The sequence below is a fragment of the Leucobacter salsicius M1-8 genome, assembly GCF_000350525.1.
GTDB lineage: Bacteria > Actinomycetota > Actinomycetes > Actinomycetales > Microbacteriaceae > Leucobacter > Leucobacter salsicius.
In genome coordinates this window covers 1-19397 of sequence record NZ_AOCN01000006.1, presented here as the reverse complement: position 1 = coordinate 19397, position 19397 = coordinate 1, and the positions used below count along the sequence as shown (strand labels likewise).

Here is a 19397-nt window from a genome sequence, read left to right as displayed (position 1 = left end):
TCAGTGTGCGCGTGTGCGCGTGTGCGCGTGTGTATGAGATGAGCAATGCATACACGCATACATCGCATACATTTAGAGAGACTCTGTTGATTTATCAACAGAAAACACCCGAAAAACTGTATGCGTTGATGTATGCGTTCGGCTGAAAATGTATGCGTTTGCCTGGGCTGACCCCGTTTTCTAGGTCCATTCGTTATGTGAGTCCAACACCCCGCGATCATGGGGAGAATGGATCACACGATGAGCAAGCAACGAAAACGTCACACCCCGGAGCAGATCGTCCGCAAACTCGGGCAAGCCGACCGGCTCCTCGGCGAGGGCAACACCATCGCCAATGCCTGCCGCGAGCTCGGCGTCACGGAGCAAACCTACTATCGGTGGCGCAACCAGTACGGCGGGATGAAAGCCGACGACGCGAAACGGTTGAAAGAACTCGAGAAGCAGAATGCGACCTTGAAACGGTTGCTCGCTGAGGCTGAGCTCGAGAAGGCCGCGCTCAAGGAGTTGGCTGAGGGAAACTTTTAGGCCCGGGTAGACGACGTGCCGCGATTGCCCACCTGATTCGCACCCTGCAGATCAGTGAGCGTATGGCGTGCCGTCTGGCCGGGCTTTCCCGCTCCGCCTGGCGGCGGCCACTCAAAGGTGACACTCCAGCAGATCCCGACCGGGCGCTTCGCGACTGGCTGCGGGTGTTTGCGAAGAATTACCCGAGGTGGGGGTACTGTCGCGCGTATCACGATGCCCGCGCCGAGGGCTGGGACGTGAACCACAAGAAGGTGCAGCGTTTATGGCGTGAAGAAGGGCTCCGCGTGCCACAGAAGCGCAGGCGCAAGCGCATCGGGGCTTCAACTATCGAAGCGCCTGCCGCGACTGCGCCGGGCGTTGTCTGGGCGGTCGATTTCCAGTTCGATGTCGATGAGCGCGGCACAGCGATCAAGATCTGCTCGATCGTAGACGAACACACCCGCGAATGTTTGGGCGGTCTTGTGGAGCGGTCGATCACCGCCGAGCGATTCATCCGGCATCTCGAGGAACTCGTCGCCGTACACGGGGCACCAATGGTGCTGCGCAGTGACAACGGGCCGGAGTTCATCTCCGACGCCGTGGCAGAGTGGGCAGGCACAAGAACCGGAATATCGTACATTCCACCGGGCCAGCCCTGGCGCAACGGATATGTAGAGTCGTTCAACTCGAGGCTCCGTGACGAGTGCTTGAACATCAACAGTTTCTACTCGCTGCTTCATGCTCGGGTCGTGATCAGCGACTGGAAACACGAGTACAACCATGAGCGCCGGCATTCCTCGCTCGGATACCGGTCCCCGGTCGAGTACGCTCGATCATGCACCCACCAGTTAGAAGAAACCGACTCGCATACTGAGCGGACCTAACAACGGGGGCGGCCCAGGGTGAATTTAGCGAATAAAAGGGTGAACTTCGAGAGGGTGCGCAGCGGTACCCGTATTCAACTCGACATTGTAGATAGTTAACGAGATGTTGTGCGGCGGGGGACCACTTTCGGCCAGTGAAGGCATAGGCTGTGAATTCTGAGTGTGTACTTTAGGCCAGAACGAGCCAGGTTTAACTATTCAAAGCCAACGCGCCAGAGGGAGTGGAATTGCCGAAGAGAGTCACTGACCAGGACTCAAGGTCAGCGCTTCATAAGATGACGCAAAGATTCGAAGAACTCTATCGAAGCGGAGACCTCTCGGCCCTCATCAAAGCCATAGAACGCAGCCCACTCCCAGCGTATTTCGGGCTACAAACTGATCTCTTTCAAGAGATGCTTGAGAGCGTTGCTGAAGCTGGGCTAGACACACGTGGTACCGCTCGCAGCTTTCTAGATCTCTTGTTCCCAGGTCGAAACTCAGATCAACGCAAACTTGCATTACCCGCCTGGAGGGAAGTCTCGACGTCTGCGGCCTTGGAACCGCTGCATCTGATCGGGCGAATGGCTGCCTTGCGACTCAGTGGCCGTGCACATGAAACGCATCACTGGCTCAGCAAGGTTGACAGCCGCATCGATGTGGTTGATCCGTTATTTGGTGATCGCAGTGGTTGGCCGATAATGATCCCGTTACAGGCGGGCATCACCTCAATGCTTGCTGGTGATTTTAAACGTGCACTCGAATACTTTGTGCGCGCACAGGTGCAGCCCACGGTGCCTGCGCTGTCATTCCTGACCCGTGATGCATTTGCGAAGGCCGCATTGGTGCATGTGTTATTCGGGAGGCTCGTAGACGCGCGTTCGAACCTTGAGAAGGCTGCAGCCATTGCCCCCAGCGGTAGCTGGGCTGAACCACTGATCGACGCAACCGCACAGCTCGCCGAGGCGCTTGCCAACATATCGGATGCCCAAGAAGCAATCGAGCTCATCGATTCAATTCAGTTGCAGTCAATCGGGGAGATGTGGCCGTTCTATATCATCGGCTTGGGCCGTCTTCTCGAGTGTGGCGGCAACCACCGAGAATTGCTGCCGCGGCTCAAGATGCTTGAAGGGCTACCATTCCCTCGTGTCGACGGAGAAGGCGTCAGCGGCAGTGTGTTTGCGATATCGCGCGCAACCGTGCACCTGCTCTCAGGCGATGTGTTTGTTGCGCAAAGCCTCTTGTTGGAGGCAGACCCGGATTATGTCGCCACTCAAGCTGCCCTGATCCAGCTCAACTTGGCGATGAAACAGCCGCAACAGGCAATCAAAGTCGCACAGTTACTAGCCGCGGATAAATGGAGGGGCTTGCGCCAGGGCGAACTCTGGCGGTTTGCTGGCCTCAGCGCAGCTTACCTCCAGCTCGGACGCGAGAATGAGGCTCGAGAAGCGCTGTATGCGGCGCTCCAAGGTGGGGTTACGAGCGAGAATTTGGCATTGTTCGCCCAAGAAGTTCTCCAATTCGCTGAGAATCAGGTCGAAGGGTGGCCCCTTCGACCACCCACGGACACACCTGCAACACTCACCCAAACAGAATCACAGATGAAGCTCACTGGCAGGGAGTTTCAGGTGCTGCGGCTTCTTGTAGAAGAAAAGACACAGTCGCAGATTGCGGATGAACTGTTCGTCTCGTTGAACACCCTCAAAAGCCACTTGAAAGTTATCTATCGAAAACTTGGGGTCACCAGCCGCGAAGCCGCTGTGTTGCGAGCGGAGGCAGTCGGCTGGTGGTAGTTCACGGAACGGCTCCGATGCGGGTGGTTTTTTGTCGTCTACGGGTGAGAGAAGAACTCAAACTGGCTGTTCGCGCCTGCTCGTAGGACACCATTTATGTCGACCATTGGGTTCTGTGAATGGGTACGAAGGTGAATTTTGGGATACTCGAAAGCTCGTGCTTGCGTACGGCTTAGCGGAGGTCGTAGGCGGTCGGTAGCTTCGCTCGCACTCGGCCTCGCGGTGATCGTTGGTGGACTTACACCTGGTCTTGACATAGCCCCGGCTTTCGCGAAGCAATGGGTATCTCAATCTCCAACGCATGAGGATGGAGAACCCGCTGACGCTGCACATGTTTAGTCGACGTTTCGGAAAGCGCGTGTGTAACGATCGGAAAGCGTGGGTGCAACGACCGTAAAGTGCTCGCTGCACCCACGCATGACCCTTGAGCTATACCTCAAGCCCGCTATCGATGCCAGTGACCGTGTGCCTACGCATGTTCGGGCCGGCCAACTGCACGATCTCTGCGTTCGACACGATCCGATTCAATATTGACTCCGCGACCACTGCATCATGAAGTGATTTGTACCAGTCCTCGGGATCGAACTGACTCGTCACCACGGTCGCGCCCCGGCCCTCCCTCGCGGCGAGAATATTGAGGACCTCGGCAGCGGTCTCACTACTGATCGGCGTCGTGAGAAAGTCATCCAGGACTAACGCGTCGCAGGCATGGAGGTCTTGTAAGAACTTCAACCTGGCTGGATCGGTGTGGTGATAGACCGCGAGCTGGTTCGCGAGGTCATCCAACCGGTAATACCTTGCCGTGTAATCACGGCGGCAGGCTGCATTCACCATTGCTTGCGCGAGGTATGATTTTCCCACGCTCGATGACCCGAGAATGACAAGGTTTGTGCAGTGATCTACCCATCTACATGCAGCAAGTCTGGCAATTACTTCACGGTGTAACGAGCGGCCGTCGAGGTAGTGGATGTCCTCGACACAGGCGGCAGGGTTCGGGGTGCGCGACGCTTTCAACAGTTTCAACATACGACGCTCACCCCGAGCCTCGGTCTCTTGATTCAGCGCGTGCCTGATCTTCTGCGAGAACGACCACTCATCAAACGAGGGATCGTTCGCGATGTTAATGACGGTTTCACCAAATGCTGTCAATCGCAGTTTGGTGAACAGGGGCATGTCGTCCTCAGTGAGGTGCTGCTCAAACATCGGCCCCCTCCGCTCCTGGCTGGATGCCGGTGAGTGCTTCGAGGCTGAACGCCCCGGGCCCTGCCAGATGCGCGCCGCTCGTGTCGCGGCCAGCGATTCGACGCGAGTGAGGAGATTCGGTCCCCGTTGTCCTCGCACCTGATCGTATGATTTGGGGGCGCTCGTCTTGCTCAGCTCTGACAACTGCCAGCGCGTGTTTCACGGCGGTATAACTGATCTGCCTGTGTGCGTCGTTATCGGTGAGCTGTTTGCAGGCGCGTTCGAGCTGCTGCCGGCTGCCCCGCTTCCCGAGATCGAGGATGTTCATGCATGACCGGAACCCTTGTGCCTCGATCTTCTTCCCATCGAGCAGCCTCGTGAGCGCGGCGACCGTTCCGGGCCCTACTTTCGCGGCCTGTCTGAGAAAATAGGCGCGCGTCCAGAGCCCCGCCGTTTCTTCCAGATAGGCGGGCGCATGTTCAGCATCGGTGACATACCCGTTCCGATGGCTGCCGCGCTGATGCGTCGCAATCACTGCGCCATCAGCAAGCACATCGAGTTGTTCGCCGACGATACGCACGTCGACGTTCAGGCCAGCGAACTCGTACGGAACTGAGTACTTGATGGTGTCGATCTGGACATGCCAGTCGCGATGTACTTTTGCTTTGCGCCACACCACCGGCTCCCATCTCTGAGCTGGCAACTCGAGGAGACCCGTCCTCTCGGCCTCCTCAAACCAGTCCATCCGGCTGCGCTGTTCACCCCGGAACGGGATCCTGCGGTTGATCCATTCCACACGCTCTGCGACTGCTCCGTTGAGATCATCGAGTGACGCGAACACTTGATCATTGAGGTAGTGAATGACCCAATTCGTGACGACTTTCACCCCAGCTTCGACGTTCCCTTTATCTCTTGGAGCAGCTGACCTCGTGGGAACAGCAGCGGTCCGGTAATGCTCGAGAAACTCCGCATAGGAGCCGTTCACGTCACGAGCACGCGAGGCCTTGCTGATCTGGTTCGATGCCGTCGAAGCGTTGTCGGGCACGACCAGCAGGGTGACACCGTTCACGTACTCGAATGCGCGTCGGTGAGCGTCATGCCAGGCAGGTTGTTTCTCATCGAGGTAGCCATACGCGAACACGAGTCCGGAGTACGGCAGTGACGCGACGAACACCGACACCGGGGTGGTTGCTCGACTGATCGGGTCGATGATCTGCATGCGGGTGCCCGCCCAATCGACTTGCATCGTATGCCCGGGCACATGCTTGATCGGGGCGGTGAGGTCTCTCACGCGTACATACTCAGCAATAATCTGGCAGAACCGCTCGTACCCGTAATGGCGTACCCCAGCAGGAGCATCTGTTTGCAGGTATTTGGCCCAGAGTACTTTCAACGGCGGTTTCTTCCGCCCTAACCTCGACTGGACCACCTTGTCGATGTCCACTGGCACAAACCCGTCCGCTGCGCTCTTGCGTCCGTCGGAGAAGAGCCCGTCGATTTCTTCCAGCGCCAACGCCGCAACCTGTTCACTGCCGACGAGTTGCTGCTCGTCGAGCACGCGGCGTACCTTAGCGATCGTGCGCTGCGAGCAGCCCAGCCGCGTAGCAATCTCCCGGTAAGAGCGTTTTTCTATCAAAAGCAGCATCAGCTGCCGATAATCCGTCATTAGAATTCCTCTCGCCCCAGCGAACACTCGTCGCCAGGGTAAGAGCCATCCTCAGCCAGAAGCCATCGAGAGCGCTACCCGATGCTTACATCAATGCTTTCCGATCGTTGCACACGCGCTTTCCGAAGCGCCTTCTAAACAGCACAGCCACCGATCAACGACGTCACAGAATTGAATAACACCAGCAGCGATGCAGGAAGCGACAATGATGCAGCTGCCGATGCACGTAGCGAAAGCGAGTCAGCAGCAGCTCCCGAGCAGGGTAAAGACCACGCGCTCCTGGGTGCTGAGGACGAGGCAAGCCTTGGGGCCGACTTTGGTATCTCACCGTTGTCAGTTCCTGATTTCACTGCGAACCCGAACGTGTACTACGCGCTCGATCGAAGTACAAGCAACAGTCCGCCGGTCATTCGTATTCGGCAGTTGACGTTCGACCCTTCCGCCACGACTCCAGTGGCACAAGGCAACATCGTTATGGGTGGCGCTCGCACACTTTCGGGTGTGAACGGACGCAACGCCAACGCGCTCGGGGTCACAGCTGACGGAGTCTTCTACTATACAACGCAGTCGGGCACTGATTCTCGGGCGGGCACAGTTGATGTCTGGCGCTATGAAATGATGGCGATGCCGGGCGCCAGCAACCCCGGAGGCCTCTGCTGGAATAGCAGCGCGCCTACCGGCTCAACGGCTGAGGGATGGGCATGCGCACCCCGGCGCGTGGTTACGGACCTGTCACTGAACTCAGCTGGTGGCGGCACCATTGTGGGCGGTGCAGTTGGGCTGACCCCTTTTTCTAGGTCCATTCGTTATGTGAATCCAGCACCCCGCTTTTGTGGGGAGAATGGATCACACGATGAGCAATCAAAGAAAGCGTCACACCCCTGAGCAGAACGTACGGAAACTCGGTCAAGCCGACCGCCTGCTCGGGGAGGGCAATACCGTCGCCGATGCGTGCCGTGAGCTCGGGGTTACTGAGCAAACCTATTACCGGTGGCGGAACCAGTACGGTGGCATGAAAGCCGACGACGCGAAGCGCCTCAAACAGCTCGAGAAGCAGAACGCGACTCTGAAGCGTCTCCTCGCCGAGGCTGAACTTGAGAAGGCTGCGCTGAAGGAGCTTGCGGAGGGAAACTTCTAGGCCCGGGCAGACGTCGCGCCGCAATCACGCACCTGATTCGCACATTGCAGATCAGTGAGCGCATGGCGTGCCGCCTGTCCGGGCTCTCTCGCTCCGCCTGGCGCAGACCCTTGAAAGGTGACACCCTGGCAGATCCCGACCAGGCGTTGCGCGACTGGCTCCGAGTATTTGCGAAGAAGCACCCGAGGTGGGGATACCGCCGCGCGTATCACGAGGCCCGTGCTGAGGGCTGGAACGTGAACCACAAGAAGGTGCAACGGTTGTGGCGAGAAGAAGGGCTGCGGGTGCCACAGAAACGACGGCGGAAGCGTGTGGGGTCATCAACTGTTGACACGCCCACAGCGACCGCTCCGGGCGTGGTGTGGGCGGTCGATTTTCAGTTCGATGCCTGCGAGCGTGGCAAAGCTATCAAGATCTGCTCCATCGTGGACGAGTACACTCGTGAATGCTTGGGCGGTCTTGTAGAGCGATCGATCACCGCTGAACGTTTCATCGCGCATCTTGAGGAGCTCGTTGCCGAGCGTGGAGCGCCGATGGTGCTGCGTAGTGACAACGGGCCCGAATTCATTTCCGCCGCTGTCACAGAGTGGGCTGGCACGAGAACCGGGCTCTCGTACATTCCGCCCGGTCAGCCTTGGCGAAACGGGTATGTTGAGTCCTTCAATTCAAGGCTCCGTGACGAGTGTTTGAATATCAACAGCTTCTACTCGCTGCTGCATGCCAGGGTCGTGATCAGCGATTGGAAGCACGAGTACAACCATGATCGTCGGCATTCCTCGCTCGGCTACCGCACTCCGGTCGAGTACGCTCGATCTTGCACCCACCAGTTAGAAGAGATCGACTCGCATACCGAGCGGACCTAACAACGGGGGCGGCCCAGGTCAACCGGCGGCCGGTGAAGTTGCGCACTTCGATATACGCTCACCACAAGGCTTCGGCACCAGCCGCAATGGCGACATTGCCTTCGACGCGGTCGGCAACTTGCTGCTTACTGTGAGCAACCACGGCACTGCCAACACTCAGGGACGAGCGATGCTCGCGACGCTGACCTTCGATCAATTCGGCGATTTGCCGACGATTCAATACACAAATCCAAGCACACCGAGTGTGCGGACGGTGTTGCCGACGTCAACTGTCGGTGCCTGGGGCCAGACCGCGCGCTACAACCCGCGCAATGGAAACGGTGTGAACGGACTCGCCTACACCGCTACCGGACATTTGATGATGGAGCAGAGCGATGCGCAAATTATGACAAACCCCGCGACGTTTGCGTCGATTGGCAATGCGCGCACGAACACGACCGTCACGGGTAGCCTCGTCGACGAGCCCACCGGTGCTGACTGTGCAGAAGATCGTAGAGGGCGAGCGATTCGCCGCGGGCGACCAGTTCACGTTGACCGGAAACCAGCTCATTTCTGGCGTCATCCACACATTCGACTCGATCACTACTCAGGGCAACAGCGCCGGTCTGCAGTCGCAACAGATTGGGCCATTGCCGCTTCTCGCCGGAGGCGTGATTACCGTTGGCGAGACCATCACAGCCAACGCAACGAGTTACCGTTCGACCTACGAATGCTTTGTCGAGAACCCCGATGGTTCACGGGGCACGGTATTTGCGAGTGGCAACGGGCGTGAAGTGAGTTTTGATTATCTCACTGAGGTTCCTGGGGCTTCTTCGGGCGCACAACAGATGAAGTGCGTCTTCACGAATGGTCCGCTTCGTCCAAACTTAGAAACCACCAAGACGGGAAACCCGGTGAGCACCACCAACGTTACCGCCGGCCAAACCGTGCAGTACAAGCTCGAGTTCGACAACAGCACCGGGCTCGCGGCGGCAGATGTCGACCACATCGACTACCTCGCCGACGTGCTTGACGATGCAGACTTCGTTGCGGGCAGCATTCGCTACGGAGACGGCACCGAGACTGGCTACCCAGCTGCCGCCGCCTCGCCTCTTAGTCCAGGCGTCGAGGCGACAGCTCCCAGCGCCCAGCAAATGGTGATCACTGGTGTCGTGCCTGCAGAGTCGACCCGCACCGTGTGGTTTGAGGTCGTAGTGAAAGACAACAGTGCCGAACGGCCGAACTCCAACACTGGCACTGACTACGTCTTGAACAATTACCTTCGCCCCACAGGTGAGCAACCGCCCGCCGAGTGCACAGCAGAAGACCCCAACTGTACGACGCACCCGATTGAGGCGTGGACGGTGTCGAAGCAGTCGCAGCCGCCCAACGGAGCATGGCTGCACGAGGGCGGCAACATCTACTACATGGTCAACGTGACCAAGGTCGGTGCGCAAGACACCGTAATCGCAGGCATCGAAGTCGTAGACGACATGTCAGAGGTGATGGGGGTCGCGCGCATGGATCCGAACGCACCAGATTATGGGCCACAGTATCGCTTTGACCTCAAGACCTACGATGCTGACGGCAACGTAGTGCGTAGCTTCAGCGAGACCCCGAATAACGCGTGGGACGCTGGTGCGTTCACCCAGTCGCAGCTCTACCCTGTGCACTCCGGCAGTGCAGACCCGTCTAACCCGACTTGGACATGGACGACGACGCTGCCCGGGTTTACCCTCGAGGCAGATGAGGTGCGCGCGCAGATTGTGTACATCGTGAAGGTTGGCGGCGCGGCGGATCCGAGCGACCCGACCGAGTTTCAAATGGACGGCGACACAGTGAAGTAGCCGCCCGCCGTGCTCGCACCATTCATCAACAGCGTGGGGGCGACCTCGACGTCGCTTCCGCCTAACGAATGTGTGCTCGGCGAGACGCCAATCGACGCACAGTGCCAGGTGACCCATACCGTGGGCGACAACTACTTTCACATTCAAAAGAACTCCACCGAACGCGACGCCGCAGGCAACACCGTGTGGAACCTGACGGGGGCCGAGTTCGAGATTCGCGATGCGACACTCGCCGCTGGTTGGCCTGCCGGGTCTGCTTCAGCGAACCTCTGCTGGAGTAATTACGCGGCAACATATGACGCAGGCAACGATACGTGGAGCCCAGGTGACGCGATTGGCACCTATTCAAGTGCGGCCACAACCGACTGGGGCGAAGCGTCGAGCACCTACCAGTCGCTCATTGACTACAATAACTACCTCCAATTGCACGATGAGCCGATGGTTGAGATGTGTGCGCTCTTCTACCCACTGGTCGACGACAGTTATGGGCAGGCTGCGGGGTCATGGCACGGCCGCAACCTCGCTGAGGGGTCGTACGAGCTCATCGAGACCCGGGCGCCGACCGGCCACCAGCTCTTCGCAGAGCCAGTGCCATTCGTTGTGGGTGGCGTCGCCGCAGGCAACCAGCTCGACCTCAACGACCGCGCGAACCCCGAGTTTTTCTTGGACCGCTGCACCAACCCGAGCCAACTGCCCAGCAACGGCACCGAAGCTTGCGTAATGCAGACCGGCTGGCTGATGCAGGTGTATGACACGAAGTTGCAGGCGCTGCCGCTCTCAGGTGGGGTGTCGACAGCGTGGTTCACGGTCGGCGGTGCGCTCGTGCTGCTCCTCGGTGGGCTCGGCGCAGCCTGGGTGCTGAACCGCCGTGGGCGGGAGCGTGCACGTCACGCACATTGATTTACCGCCTTATACATGTTTCACGATTCACCCATTCTTAACGAGAGGAACACCATGACCATCAAGAAACGCGCGTGAACCGCGTTAGCCGCGGTAGCGGCAGCAGCCGCAGCGCTACTGCTCGCCGTCGGCGGCGCCGGCGTCGCCAACGCAGAAGGCCCGGGGCTCGCAAACAGCCCGCTCATTCTGCCCGGCACGGGTGGGGAGCCAATTCAGGGCACCGTTACTGTGCACAAGCATGAGCAGGGCGCCACTTCGGGCGGCCCAGCCAACGGCCTGGAACAGACTGTTACGGCACCCACCATTGCGGGGGTGACGTTCACTGCTGAGCAGATCGAGAGCGTCACGGTCGGTGGCATCATCCACGACCTTGACCTCACCACGAACGAGGGGTGGCTGAATGCCGCTCAGCTCGTGCGTGCCGCGGACGGCACCTGGACCTTCGGTGGTGTCGCGGCTACTGTCGACCTGGGGGATGTAGCGACCGAAAATACCGGGCCTGAAGGCGGCCCCTACCAGCCAGCGGTCTTCGCAAACCTGCCAGTGGGTCTCTACCTCTTCACCGAGACCGCCGCCCCAGCAAACGTCACCAAGGCTGCCCCGTGGGTGATGGCTGTTCCGCTCACTGACCCGGTGGGCGATGCGGCTGAGGGCATCGGCCCGAACGAACGGTGGAACTACGACCTGCACGTCTACCCGAAGAACTCGATCACGGGTGTGAACAAGGCCGTGCAAGACGCTGGCGCAACCCGCGTCGGTGACGCGATCAGCTGGACGATCACCGGCGACATTCCCCTTGTCGCGAACCCCGAGTTCGATGCAGATGAGGCAGTGGCCGCAGACAACCTGAAGTTCTTTGCACCGACCGCGTACGTGATCAAGGACGACCTTGACGTGCGCCTGACCCCGGCAGCCAGCAACGCGGTGGCCGTGACCATGGTCAACGGTGACGCATTGACAGCTGTCGACGATTACACCATTGCGTGGGATCCGAACGCAACCACTGCTGGCGCTGACCTCACCCTGACCTTCACCCCCGCGGGTCTCGCCAAGCTCGGCCTCGCGGTCTCCCAAGCTACGGCACCGGCAGATGTGAAGGTGCAGGTCGTGTTGACCACCGTTATCACCAGCCTCACCACGCCGCCCGAAGACGCGGGCACCATCGGTGACGGCATCATCTCGAACCAGGCACAGCTGTTTCCGAACCAGAGCGCTGTCGACAGCGACACCCCGGTGCTCTCGCCAGAGCCCGAGAGCCGCTGGGGCGACATCCTCATCGAGAAGGTTGACGCACGCGACAACGACACCACGATCGAAGGCGTCGAGTTCCAGGTGTTCACCACCGAAGCAAACGCGCTCGCTGGCAGTGACCCCGTCACGATCAACGGTGAGAGCGTCTTCGTGACCGACCACGACGGAGTCGTGCGCATTTCGGGTGTGCGCCACTCAGATTACGCAAACGGTGCGACGATCGCTGACGATGTTGACTGGCAGTACTACTGGATCGTAGAGACCAAAGCGCACCCCGACTACGAACTGCTCGCAGAGCCGATTCGTGTGACCGTCACTCAAGCGCAGCAGACGGTGGAGCTTGCAACCGTGATCGAGAACGTGCCGTCTAACGGCGGCTTCCAGCTGCCACTCACGGGTGGCACGGGTAACCTGATGTTCACCATCGTGGGTCTCGCGCTGATCGGTGGTGGTCTGGCATTCGCGCTTCGCAAGAAGAAGCCAGCCGTTCAGTAACGACGATGCAGTTCAGTAACGACAATTGAACGCACCTTTTCACCAACGGGTTCTGCCCGCGGCGCACGACACGCCGCGGGCAGAGCCCGTTGGTCGTGACCGGCGGCGATCCGCCCTCGTCATGGCAGTGATCATCATGGGGCTCGGCATTTTGCTCTACCCTTCAACCGCCGACTGGTTTTCGCGCCTGACGCACAACAACGAGATTTCCCAGTACCGCGAAGCGACCGCGGGCATCACGCCCACCGAGCGCAGCGAAGCGTTGCGGCTCGCCGACGCATATAACAGTGGCATGCCGCAAGGGCCGTTGCGTGACCCGTTCGCCTACGAGTCGGCGGGCGTCGACACCGATGCAGGCTACGCCGCTTATGAGCAACTGCTACGGGTCAGCGACTCTGGCGTGATCAGCCGTATCAAGTTTGTCGACGCAGGCATCGACCTGCCGGTCCACCATGGCACCGATGATGAGGTCATCTCTAAGGGTGCCGGTCACCTCTATGGCTCATCACTGCCCGTTGGTGGGCCTTCGACTCACGCGGTGTTGACCGCCCACTCTGGGCTGCCCTCAGCCTCACTGTTCACCCCGCTGCACAATGTCGAACTGGGAAATGAGTTCTGGGTAGAGGTGCTCGGTGAGCGGCATTGGTACCGCGTTGAAAACATTGAGATCGTCGAGCCGAACGACCTGCGACAGATGCAGATTATCGAGGGCCGCGACTTCGTGACGCTGTTTACCTGCACGCCGGTCGGCGTGAACAGCCACAGACTGCTGGTGCGGGGGGAGCGAATCGAAGCCCCACCCGACTCTATAGGTGAAATGCAAAGCGACGTCACCGCCGGCTTCCCCTGGTGGGCAGTCGTATTCATTGGCGGGACCACCGCGACCTGGTGGCTGCTCTTTCGAAAGCCGCGAGTGGCCAATCAGGTGTGAGAAAGCGGGCTGCTGGGGTGATCTATTGCAGCAGCCGGCAAACACAGCGCCGAAGCCACCTAGCTTGGCTTGGGGATCCTATGCGATTCGTGGGGCCACCCTCCGTTCGAAGGAAAGGAAGAGGATTGAGAGACAACGTTAGAGAGGTAGAGCCGTTGGGTTCTGCCGACCGCACACCGAGTGGGGTGAAACGCGGAATGAAACGTCTTCTAGGTGGCATTGCAACCTCGGCAGTCGTCGCCTCTTCGCTCGTGTTCGGCGGCGCTACTGCAGCAAGCGCGACACCGCCGGATCCGTTTAGTAACAACGCTGAATCAATCTATGGTGTGCGCGGCCCTGCAAACACCGCAGACAACGGTGGAATCTTCGCGATCAACACCGACACCAGTACCGTGATAAGCCCCGCAGAAGCGACCGGTCAGCGCAATCAGAACAGGTCATCAAACTCCCTCGGTATCTCTCCGGACGGACGTTACGCCTATACCGTTGACAACACCACCACGGGGGACACCGGGCCCATCCAGCTACGCCAATACGACAGCCTGACCGGCGACACGCGCAGTTTTGATGTGCCTTCTGGCTACGGCAACGGTTCACTGCGCGGGGCGGTTTCACCGATCAATGGAATCTTTTACTTCTCCGGCAGTGCGAACGTCTACGCTTTCAACCCTGCGAATGACCAGGTGTTTCAAGTAGGCACGCTCCAGCATCAAGGCTCTAGCGCAAACGGCGACTTCACCTTTGGGCGCAACGGAACCCTCTACACCTTCGTCGCAGCCAACCTCTACGAAACTCCGGCTTCAGCATTGCCGACGAGCGCGAGCAGCAGTGTCGTGCCCATGCGACTCATTGCAAATGTGCCTGCATTCACGGATCTCTCGAGCCAAGGAGCGAACGGTATTGCGTTCGGCGGCAACGGAAACGTGTTTGGGACGACGACAAGTGGTAACGACACCTATCTTGTCGAGTACAACATGGCGCGTCTCGAGCATGTCGCGACAAAAACCATCAGCACCGGTGGGAACAATTTTGTTGACCTCGCGAGTAGGCACTTCCCGAACACTCTGACCCTCAAGATTGATGTGCAGGGCCGTGATGACGATGCTGACCAGTTCCAGCTCGACATCATTGGCGAAGGCACCCTAGACGACGATGACGCCACCACCTCGGGTAGCACCACGGGTATTCAGGATGAGTATGCTGGCCCCGTTATTACTGAGCCCGGCGGCAACTACGAAGTATCCACCACCGGGGTCAGTGACACCGATCTGTCGAATTACGATCTCTCGGTCGTCTGTGTTGATGCTGCCGGTGAAAACGTTGAGGTCACCGGTGACGCTCCTGCATGGGATCTTGTATTCCCTGCGGTTACCGGAGGCACTGACGTTGAATGTGTGATCACCGCAGCGCCCAAGGCTGAACTCGTGCCCAGCATTGCGCTGACGAAGACCGCTGACCCGTTGACCTACGCGGCTGTCGGTGACCTCATCACCTACACCTTCCTGGTCGAGAACGACGGTGAAGTCGCACTGACGAACGTTGACGTGAATGATGCGCTCGCTGGGCTCACCGACGTCACGTTTGAGGTTTGGCCGGGTGCGCCTAACGTGTTGCTTCCAACTGAAACTGCTACAGGCACAGCAACTCTCACGATCACGCAGGCACACCTTGATGCCGGCAAGATCGACAACACGGCAACCGCCACCGGAACCCCTCCCACCCTGCCCGGTGGTGAGACGCCTGACCCGGTGACCGACACTGACGACGCGACCGTTACGGGTCCGACGCTCAACCCTGCTCTGACGCTCGAGAAGGAAGCTAACGTCGACAGCTATGAGCTCGGTGACAAAATCATTTACACCTTCACGATCGAGAACACCGGCAACACGACGCTCAGCGGTGTCACGGTGACCGACCCGCTCGTGGGACTGTCAGCACTGACCTACACCTGGCCTGCCGGCAACGCTGATGGTGTGCTTGCGCCGGGGCAGATCGCGACTGCGACCGCGACCTACACGGCTACCCAGGCTGATGTTGATCGCGGGTTCGTGCACAACGCGGCCACCGCGACCGGTACGCCGCCTGTTGGTCCTGACCCGGAGAACCCCCCAGCACCGCCGGTGACACCCCCAGCCGAGGTGACGATCGAGGGACCCGAGAGTGATCCTGAGATCGAACTGGTGAAAACCGGTGCGCTGTCTGTTGATGAGAACACCGTGACCTACACCTTCGTTGCGACGAACACTGGCAACGTCACCTTGACTGGTGTTTCGATCAATGACCCGATGACCGGGCTTTCGGTGATCAGCTACGACTGGGACGACGCGGCCGCTGAGGGCGTGCTCGAACCGGGCGACTTCGTGACCGGCACGGCGACGTACACGGTGACTTCGGCAGACCGGAATGCTGGTTCGATTGTGAACCTTGCAGACACCGTTGGCACACCACCGAATCTGATGGATCCTGAAAACCCGAACGGTCCTGGTATTCCGCAGACACCGGTCACTGATGAGGATCCGGCCCAGGTCGACCTTGCTCAGACCGCCGCGATCTCGCTGATCAAGGACGGTACGCTCGACATCACCGATACCTCTGAGATCGGTGACCTTGTGGATTACACGTTCACGGTCACCAACACCGGGAATGTCACCCTCACCAAGGTGCAGGTGACCGATGAGATGCTGGCTGACGCTGGCGTGACGATGACGATCGCTGACTCGGCATGGCCGGGTGAGGTCGGCGTGCTGACTGCTGGTCAGAGTGTTGCAGGCAGCGCAAGCTACCCGCTCACGCAGGCCGACATCGACGCTGGCCAGGTGGATAACGTGGCGATCGCTACCGGTGTCTCCCCGATTGAGGACCCGCAGAATCCCGGTGAGTTCATCACCCCGCAGGACGAAGACGACGTCACGGTTCCGGTGCACACGGATCCTGCCCTCTCCCTCGTGAAAACCGGCGAGTTTGACGGTGATGCCGTCGCAGGTGACAACATCACGTACGGTTTCACCGTGACGAACACGGGCAACCAGACCCTCACCGGCGTTACTGTGAACGATGAGATGCTGGCTCATGTTGGCGTGTCAATCGTGTTCGCTGACGATGCTTGGCCCGGTGCCGTAGGTGTGCTTGCTCCGACCGAGTCAGTGCAGGCGTCTGCCGTGTACACGCTGACGCAGGCCGACATCGACGCGGGGCACGTCTACAACTCCGCATCGGCGACCGGTACGCCTCCCACCCCGCCGGGTGGCGAGACACCTGACCCGCTTCCTCCAGTAGAGGACGATGTGGATCTGCCGACCCCTGCCGAACCGTCGATCACACTGGTGAAGACCAGCGAACTCGCCGGTGACGCAAAAGCTGGCGATCTGGTGGAGTTCACCTTCGTCGCGACCAACGACGGCGACCTGACACTCACGGGCGTGACCATCAACGATCCGCTGCCGAACCTCACTGATCTGGTCTTTGACTGGACCGAGGCGACCGCTGCCGGTGTGCTGGCTCCGGGTGACTCGGTGACGGCGACGGCGAGCTACACGCTCACCCAGGCCGACGTCGATAACGGTCACCTCGACAACACCGCGACCACGGTGGGCACTCCGCCGAACGCGTACGACCCCGAGAACCCTGAGGGCCCCGGAACACCGCGCGAACCAGTGGAAGACGAGGACACGGTGGTGACACCGCTCGATCCGCGTGCAGCGATTACGCTCGTGAAGGATGGCGTGCTCGACGGGGCTTCGGCAGCCGGCGAAACTATCACCTACACGTTCGTAGCAACGAACACCGGTGACGCGACGCTGAGCGCTGTGACGATCAGCGACCCGCTGCCGGGCCTCACTCCTCTGGTCTTTGACTGGGACGGAGCGACGGCTGAGGGTGTGCTGGCTCCGGGCGAGTCAGTGACTGCCACTGCGACGTACACGCTCACCCAGGCTGATGTTGATGCCGGTGGTGTGGTGAACCTCGCCGACACGGTGGGTACTCCGCCGAACGCGTACGATCCCGAAGACCCTGAGGGTCCCGGTATCCCGCGTGAGCCGGTCACCGATGAGGATCCCGCGTTCGTTCCGACACCGCAGGAGCCTGCGATCCAGCTCGTGAAGACCGGTGCACTCCAGCAGGAAGATCCACAGCACGTGGGCGATCTGGTCGAGTACACGTTCGTCGCCACGAACATCGGCAACGTCACGCTGAGCGACGTAGAGATCACTGACCCCTTGGTCGGGCTCTCGGCGGTCAGCTACGACTGGTCTGGTGCAACTGCTGCTGGCACGCTCGCCCCGGGTGAGTTCGTCACAGGTACGGCCACGTATCGGCTCACACAGGCCGACATCGACGCAGGTCACGTGGACAATGTCGCTACCGCGACGGGTCTGCCACCTGTGGACCCGGCGAACCCCGATGATCCGCGCGATCCAGTCGAAGGTCAGGATGATGTCACGGTTCCGGTCACTCCGGCTCCGGCGATCACACTGGTGAAAACCAGCGTGCTCGCCGGTGACGCGAAGGCCGGCGATCAGGTGCTGTACACCTTCACGGGTACCAACACCGGGAACGTGACGCTCACCGATGTGGTGATTTCTGATCCGCTGCCGGGTCTGGGTGAGGTGAGCTACACGTGGCCTGGTGCTGCGGGTGTGCTCGCCCCGGGTGAGCAGGTCACCGCGGAAGCACTGTACGTGCTGACCCAGGGTGATGTCGACAACGGTGAGGTGCACAACACCGCAACCATCATCGGCACGCCGCCGGCAACCTACGACCCGGAGAACCCGGACGTGCCGCAGCCGCAGACCCCTGTCACCGATGACGACACCGCTGTGACCCCGCTGCCCGCGAGCCCCGCGATCGAACTGGTGAAAACCGGGAAGACCACGGGCAAGGCGCTGGCCGGCGACAAGGTGGAGTACACCTTCGTCGCAACCAACACAGGCAATGTCACCCTGAGTGACGTGGTGATCACCGACCCGCTCACGGGCCTGTCGTCGCTCACCTACCAGTGGCCGGGCGCCACCGGCGTGCTGGCTCCGGGTGAGTCCGTAACCGCGACCGCAAGCTACACGCTCACCGATGCCGACGTGCGTGCCGGCAAGGTGGACAACACGGCCACGGTCATCGGGTTCGCTCCGAACGGCGGCGATCCGGTTGGTGGCGAATCAGTCACCGATTCGGACTCGGCAACCGTCGCGACCGGGGCGCTTGCTATCACCGGTGGTGTCAGCCCGATCATGCCCGTCGCTGCGGGGCTCGGTCTGCTCCTGCTCGGTGCGGGGCTCGTGCTCGCCGCGCGCAAGAGAAAGCTGCTTGCGTGAGCCTGAAACACGGCAAATGGTTGGCCGTCCCGCTGGTCGCGCTCTCCCTCGCTGCATGCGCGGGAGAGGCGGCCGGCGGTGACGCCGACACCAGCGCTAAGAACAGCTATGTCGAGATATCCGATCAGCAAGGTTCGGTCGAGGGTTTCGTGGGTGCGCTCGAGGATTCCGACATCGTTCGTTGTGAACGGGTAGGAGAGGGGTGGGTCAGCGAGGGCACGGTGACTAACCCTACCGATGCAGAGCAAAGCTACCGCCTCTATGTGGCCTTCAACGAGAACCGTGACACCCACGGCCTCGTGCAGGTCGACCTTGATTCGGTTCCTGCCGGATCGAGTGAAAGCTGGGAGGTTGAAGCTCCCGTTCAGGGAGACAACCTCTCATGCGTGCTGCGTGTTGAACGTTTCGTCCCCCTGAAATAGTCCACGCAGGCACGAAGGAATGCCCCGAACTTCGTTCCCCGTTTCGTTCGATTCGGGGCATTCCACATCTTTGTCGCGCCTGAATCTGAAAAGCAGCATGAGTAATGAGATGGAGACTTGGATACCGTGTCACACGAGACGACATGTTCAGGAGTGCCAATCCAAGAGCACTTCGACAGCGTGAACTGGAATGGTGCGGTAGAAGACTTATCTGTCCACGCATCTTTGTTTGAAGCGGCCTGGGACGGTCCTATAGA

10 protein-coding genes and 1 pseudogene are annotated in these 19397 nt (G+C 60.0%); 9 read left to right on the top strand and 2 right to left on the bottom strand.

All coding sequences use genetic code 11. The features are described 5' to 3' along the window. The first annotated feature begins 240 nt into the window (after positions 1 to 240). Positions 241 to 1388, top strand: a protein-coding gene (locus C795_RS0101210; protein ID WP_157486900.1) for an IS3 family transposase whose coding sequence is annotated in 2 segments (ribosomal slippage) — positions 241 to 511 and positions 511 to 1388 — 1149 coding nt in all. Because the reading frame shifts where the segments join, the coding sequence is not laid out codon by codon here. Positions 1389 to 1948: 560 nt separating this feature from the next. Beyond that, entirely contained in the window at positions 1949 to 3157 is a 1209-nt protein-coding gene (locus C795_RS16390) for a helix-turn-helix domain-containing protein (RefSeq protein ID WP_017791935.1), read from the top strand. Positions 3158 to 3586: 429 nt separating this feature from the next. Here the strand turns inward: C795_RS16390 and C795_RS0101200 are convergent, their stop codons facing one another. Beyond that, positions 3587 to 4360 (bottom strand): ATP-binding protein, encoded by a 774-nt coding sequence (locus C795_RS0101200; RefSeq protein ID WP_017791934.1) that lies wholly within the window; start codon positions 4358 to 4360, stop codon positions 3587 to 3589. Then, complete coding sequence (istA, locus tag C795_RS0101195) at positions 4353 to 6005, bottom strand: IS21 family transposase (RefSeq protein WP_017791933.1); 1653 nt, start codon at positions 6003 to 6005, stop codon at positions 4353 to 4355. The genes C795_RS0101200 and istA overlap by 8 nt, the downstream gene beginning before the upstream one ends. Positions 6006 to 6858: 853 nt before the next feature. On the opposite strand from istA, the gene C795_RS0101185 reads away from it, so the two are divergent. The 7 genes and pseudogenes from C795_RS0101185 (at position 6859) to C795_RS14750 (ending at position 19140) form a co-directional block, all read left to right on the top strand. Further along, positions 6859 to 8006 (top strand): IS3 family transposase gene (locus C795_RS0101185; protein WP_157486898.1). Its coding sequence is split into 2 segments (ribosomal slippage): positions 6859 to 7129 and positions 7129 to 8006, totalling 1149 coding nucleotides; the frame shifts between segments, so codons are not numbered across the junction. Between the two features lie 470 nt (positions 8007 to 8476). After that, positions 8477 to 9832 (top strand): DUF7927 domain-containing protein, encoded by a 1356-nt coding sequence (locus tag C795_RS0101180; protein WP_017791930.1) that lies wholly within the window; start codon positions 8477 to 8479, stop codon positions 9830 to 9832. Between the two features lie 9 nt (positions 9833 to 9841). Next, on the top strand, positions 9842 to 10732 hold the full coding sequence (locus C795_RS0101175; protein WP_157486897.1) for a prealbumin-like fold domain-containing protein: 891 nt from the start codon (positions 9842 to 9844) through the stop codon (positions 10730 to 10732). Positions 10733 to 10825: 93 nt separating this feature from the next. Then, positions 10826 to 12478: pseudogene (locus tag C795_RS0101170) on the top strand (SpaH/EbpB family LPXTG-anchored major pilin); the annotation flags it as partial. A 25-nt stretch (positions 12479 to 12503) separates the two neighbouring features. Continuing rightward, positions 12504 to 13409: a class C sortase gene (locus C795_RS14760; RefSeq protein WP_232225400.1), complete on the top strand. Its 906-nt coding sequence runs from the start codon at positions 12504 to 12506 to the stop codon at positions 13407 to 13409. A 197-nt stretch (positions 13410 to 13606) separates the two neighbouring features. After that, positions 13607 to 18718, top strand: coding sequence for a DUF7507 domain-containing protein (locus C795_RS14755; protein ID WP_017791926.1), 5112 nt, complete (start codon positions 13607 to 13609; stop codon positions 18716 to 18718). Beyond that, positions 18715 to 19140, top strand: coding sequence for a hypothetical protein (locus C795_RS14750; protein WP_017791925.1), 426 nt, complete (start codon positions 18715 to 18717; stop codon positions 19138 to 19140). Before C795_RS14755 ends, C795_RS14750 begins: the two co-directional genes overlap by 4 nt. The last annotated feature ends 257 nt before the right edge of the window (positions 19141 to 19397 follow it).

Bases quoted from the DNA above. Each gene is read 5' to 3' on its own strand.
- C795_RS16390 (WP_017791935.1), top strand. From the start codon at position 1,949: ATGGCTGCCTTGCGACTCAGTGGCCGTGCACATGAAACGCATCACTGG.
- C795_RS0101200 (WP_017791934.1), bottom strand. From the start codon at position 4,360: ATGTTTGAGCAGCACCTCACTGAGGACGACATGCCCCTGTTCACCAAA.
- istA (WP_017791933.1), bottom strand. From the start codon at position 6,005: ATGACGGATTATCGGCAGCTGATGCTGCTTTTGATAGAAAAACGCTCT.
- C795_RS14755 (WP_017791926.1), top strand. From the start codon at position 13,607: ATGAAACGTCTTCTAGGTGGCATTGCAACCTCGGCAGTCGTCGCCTCT.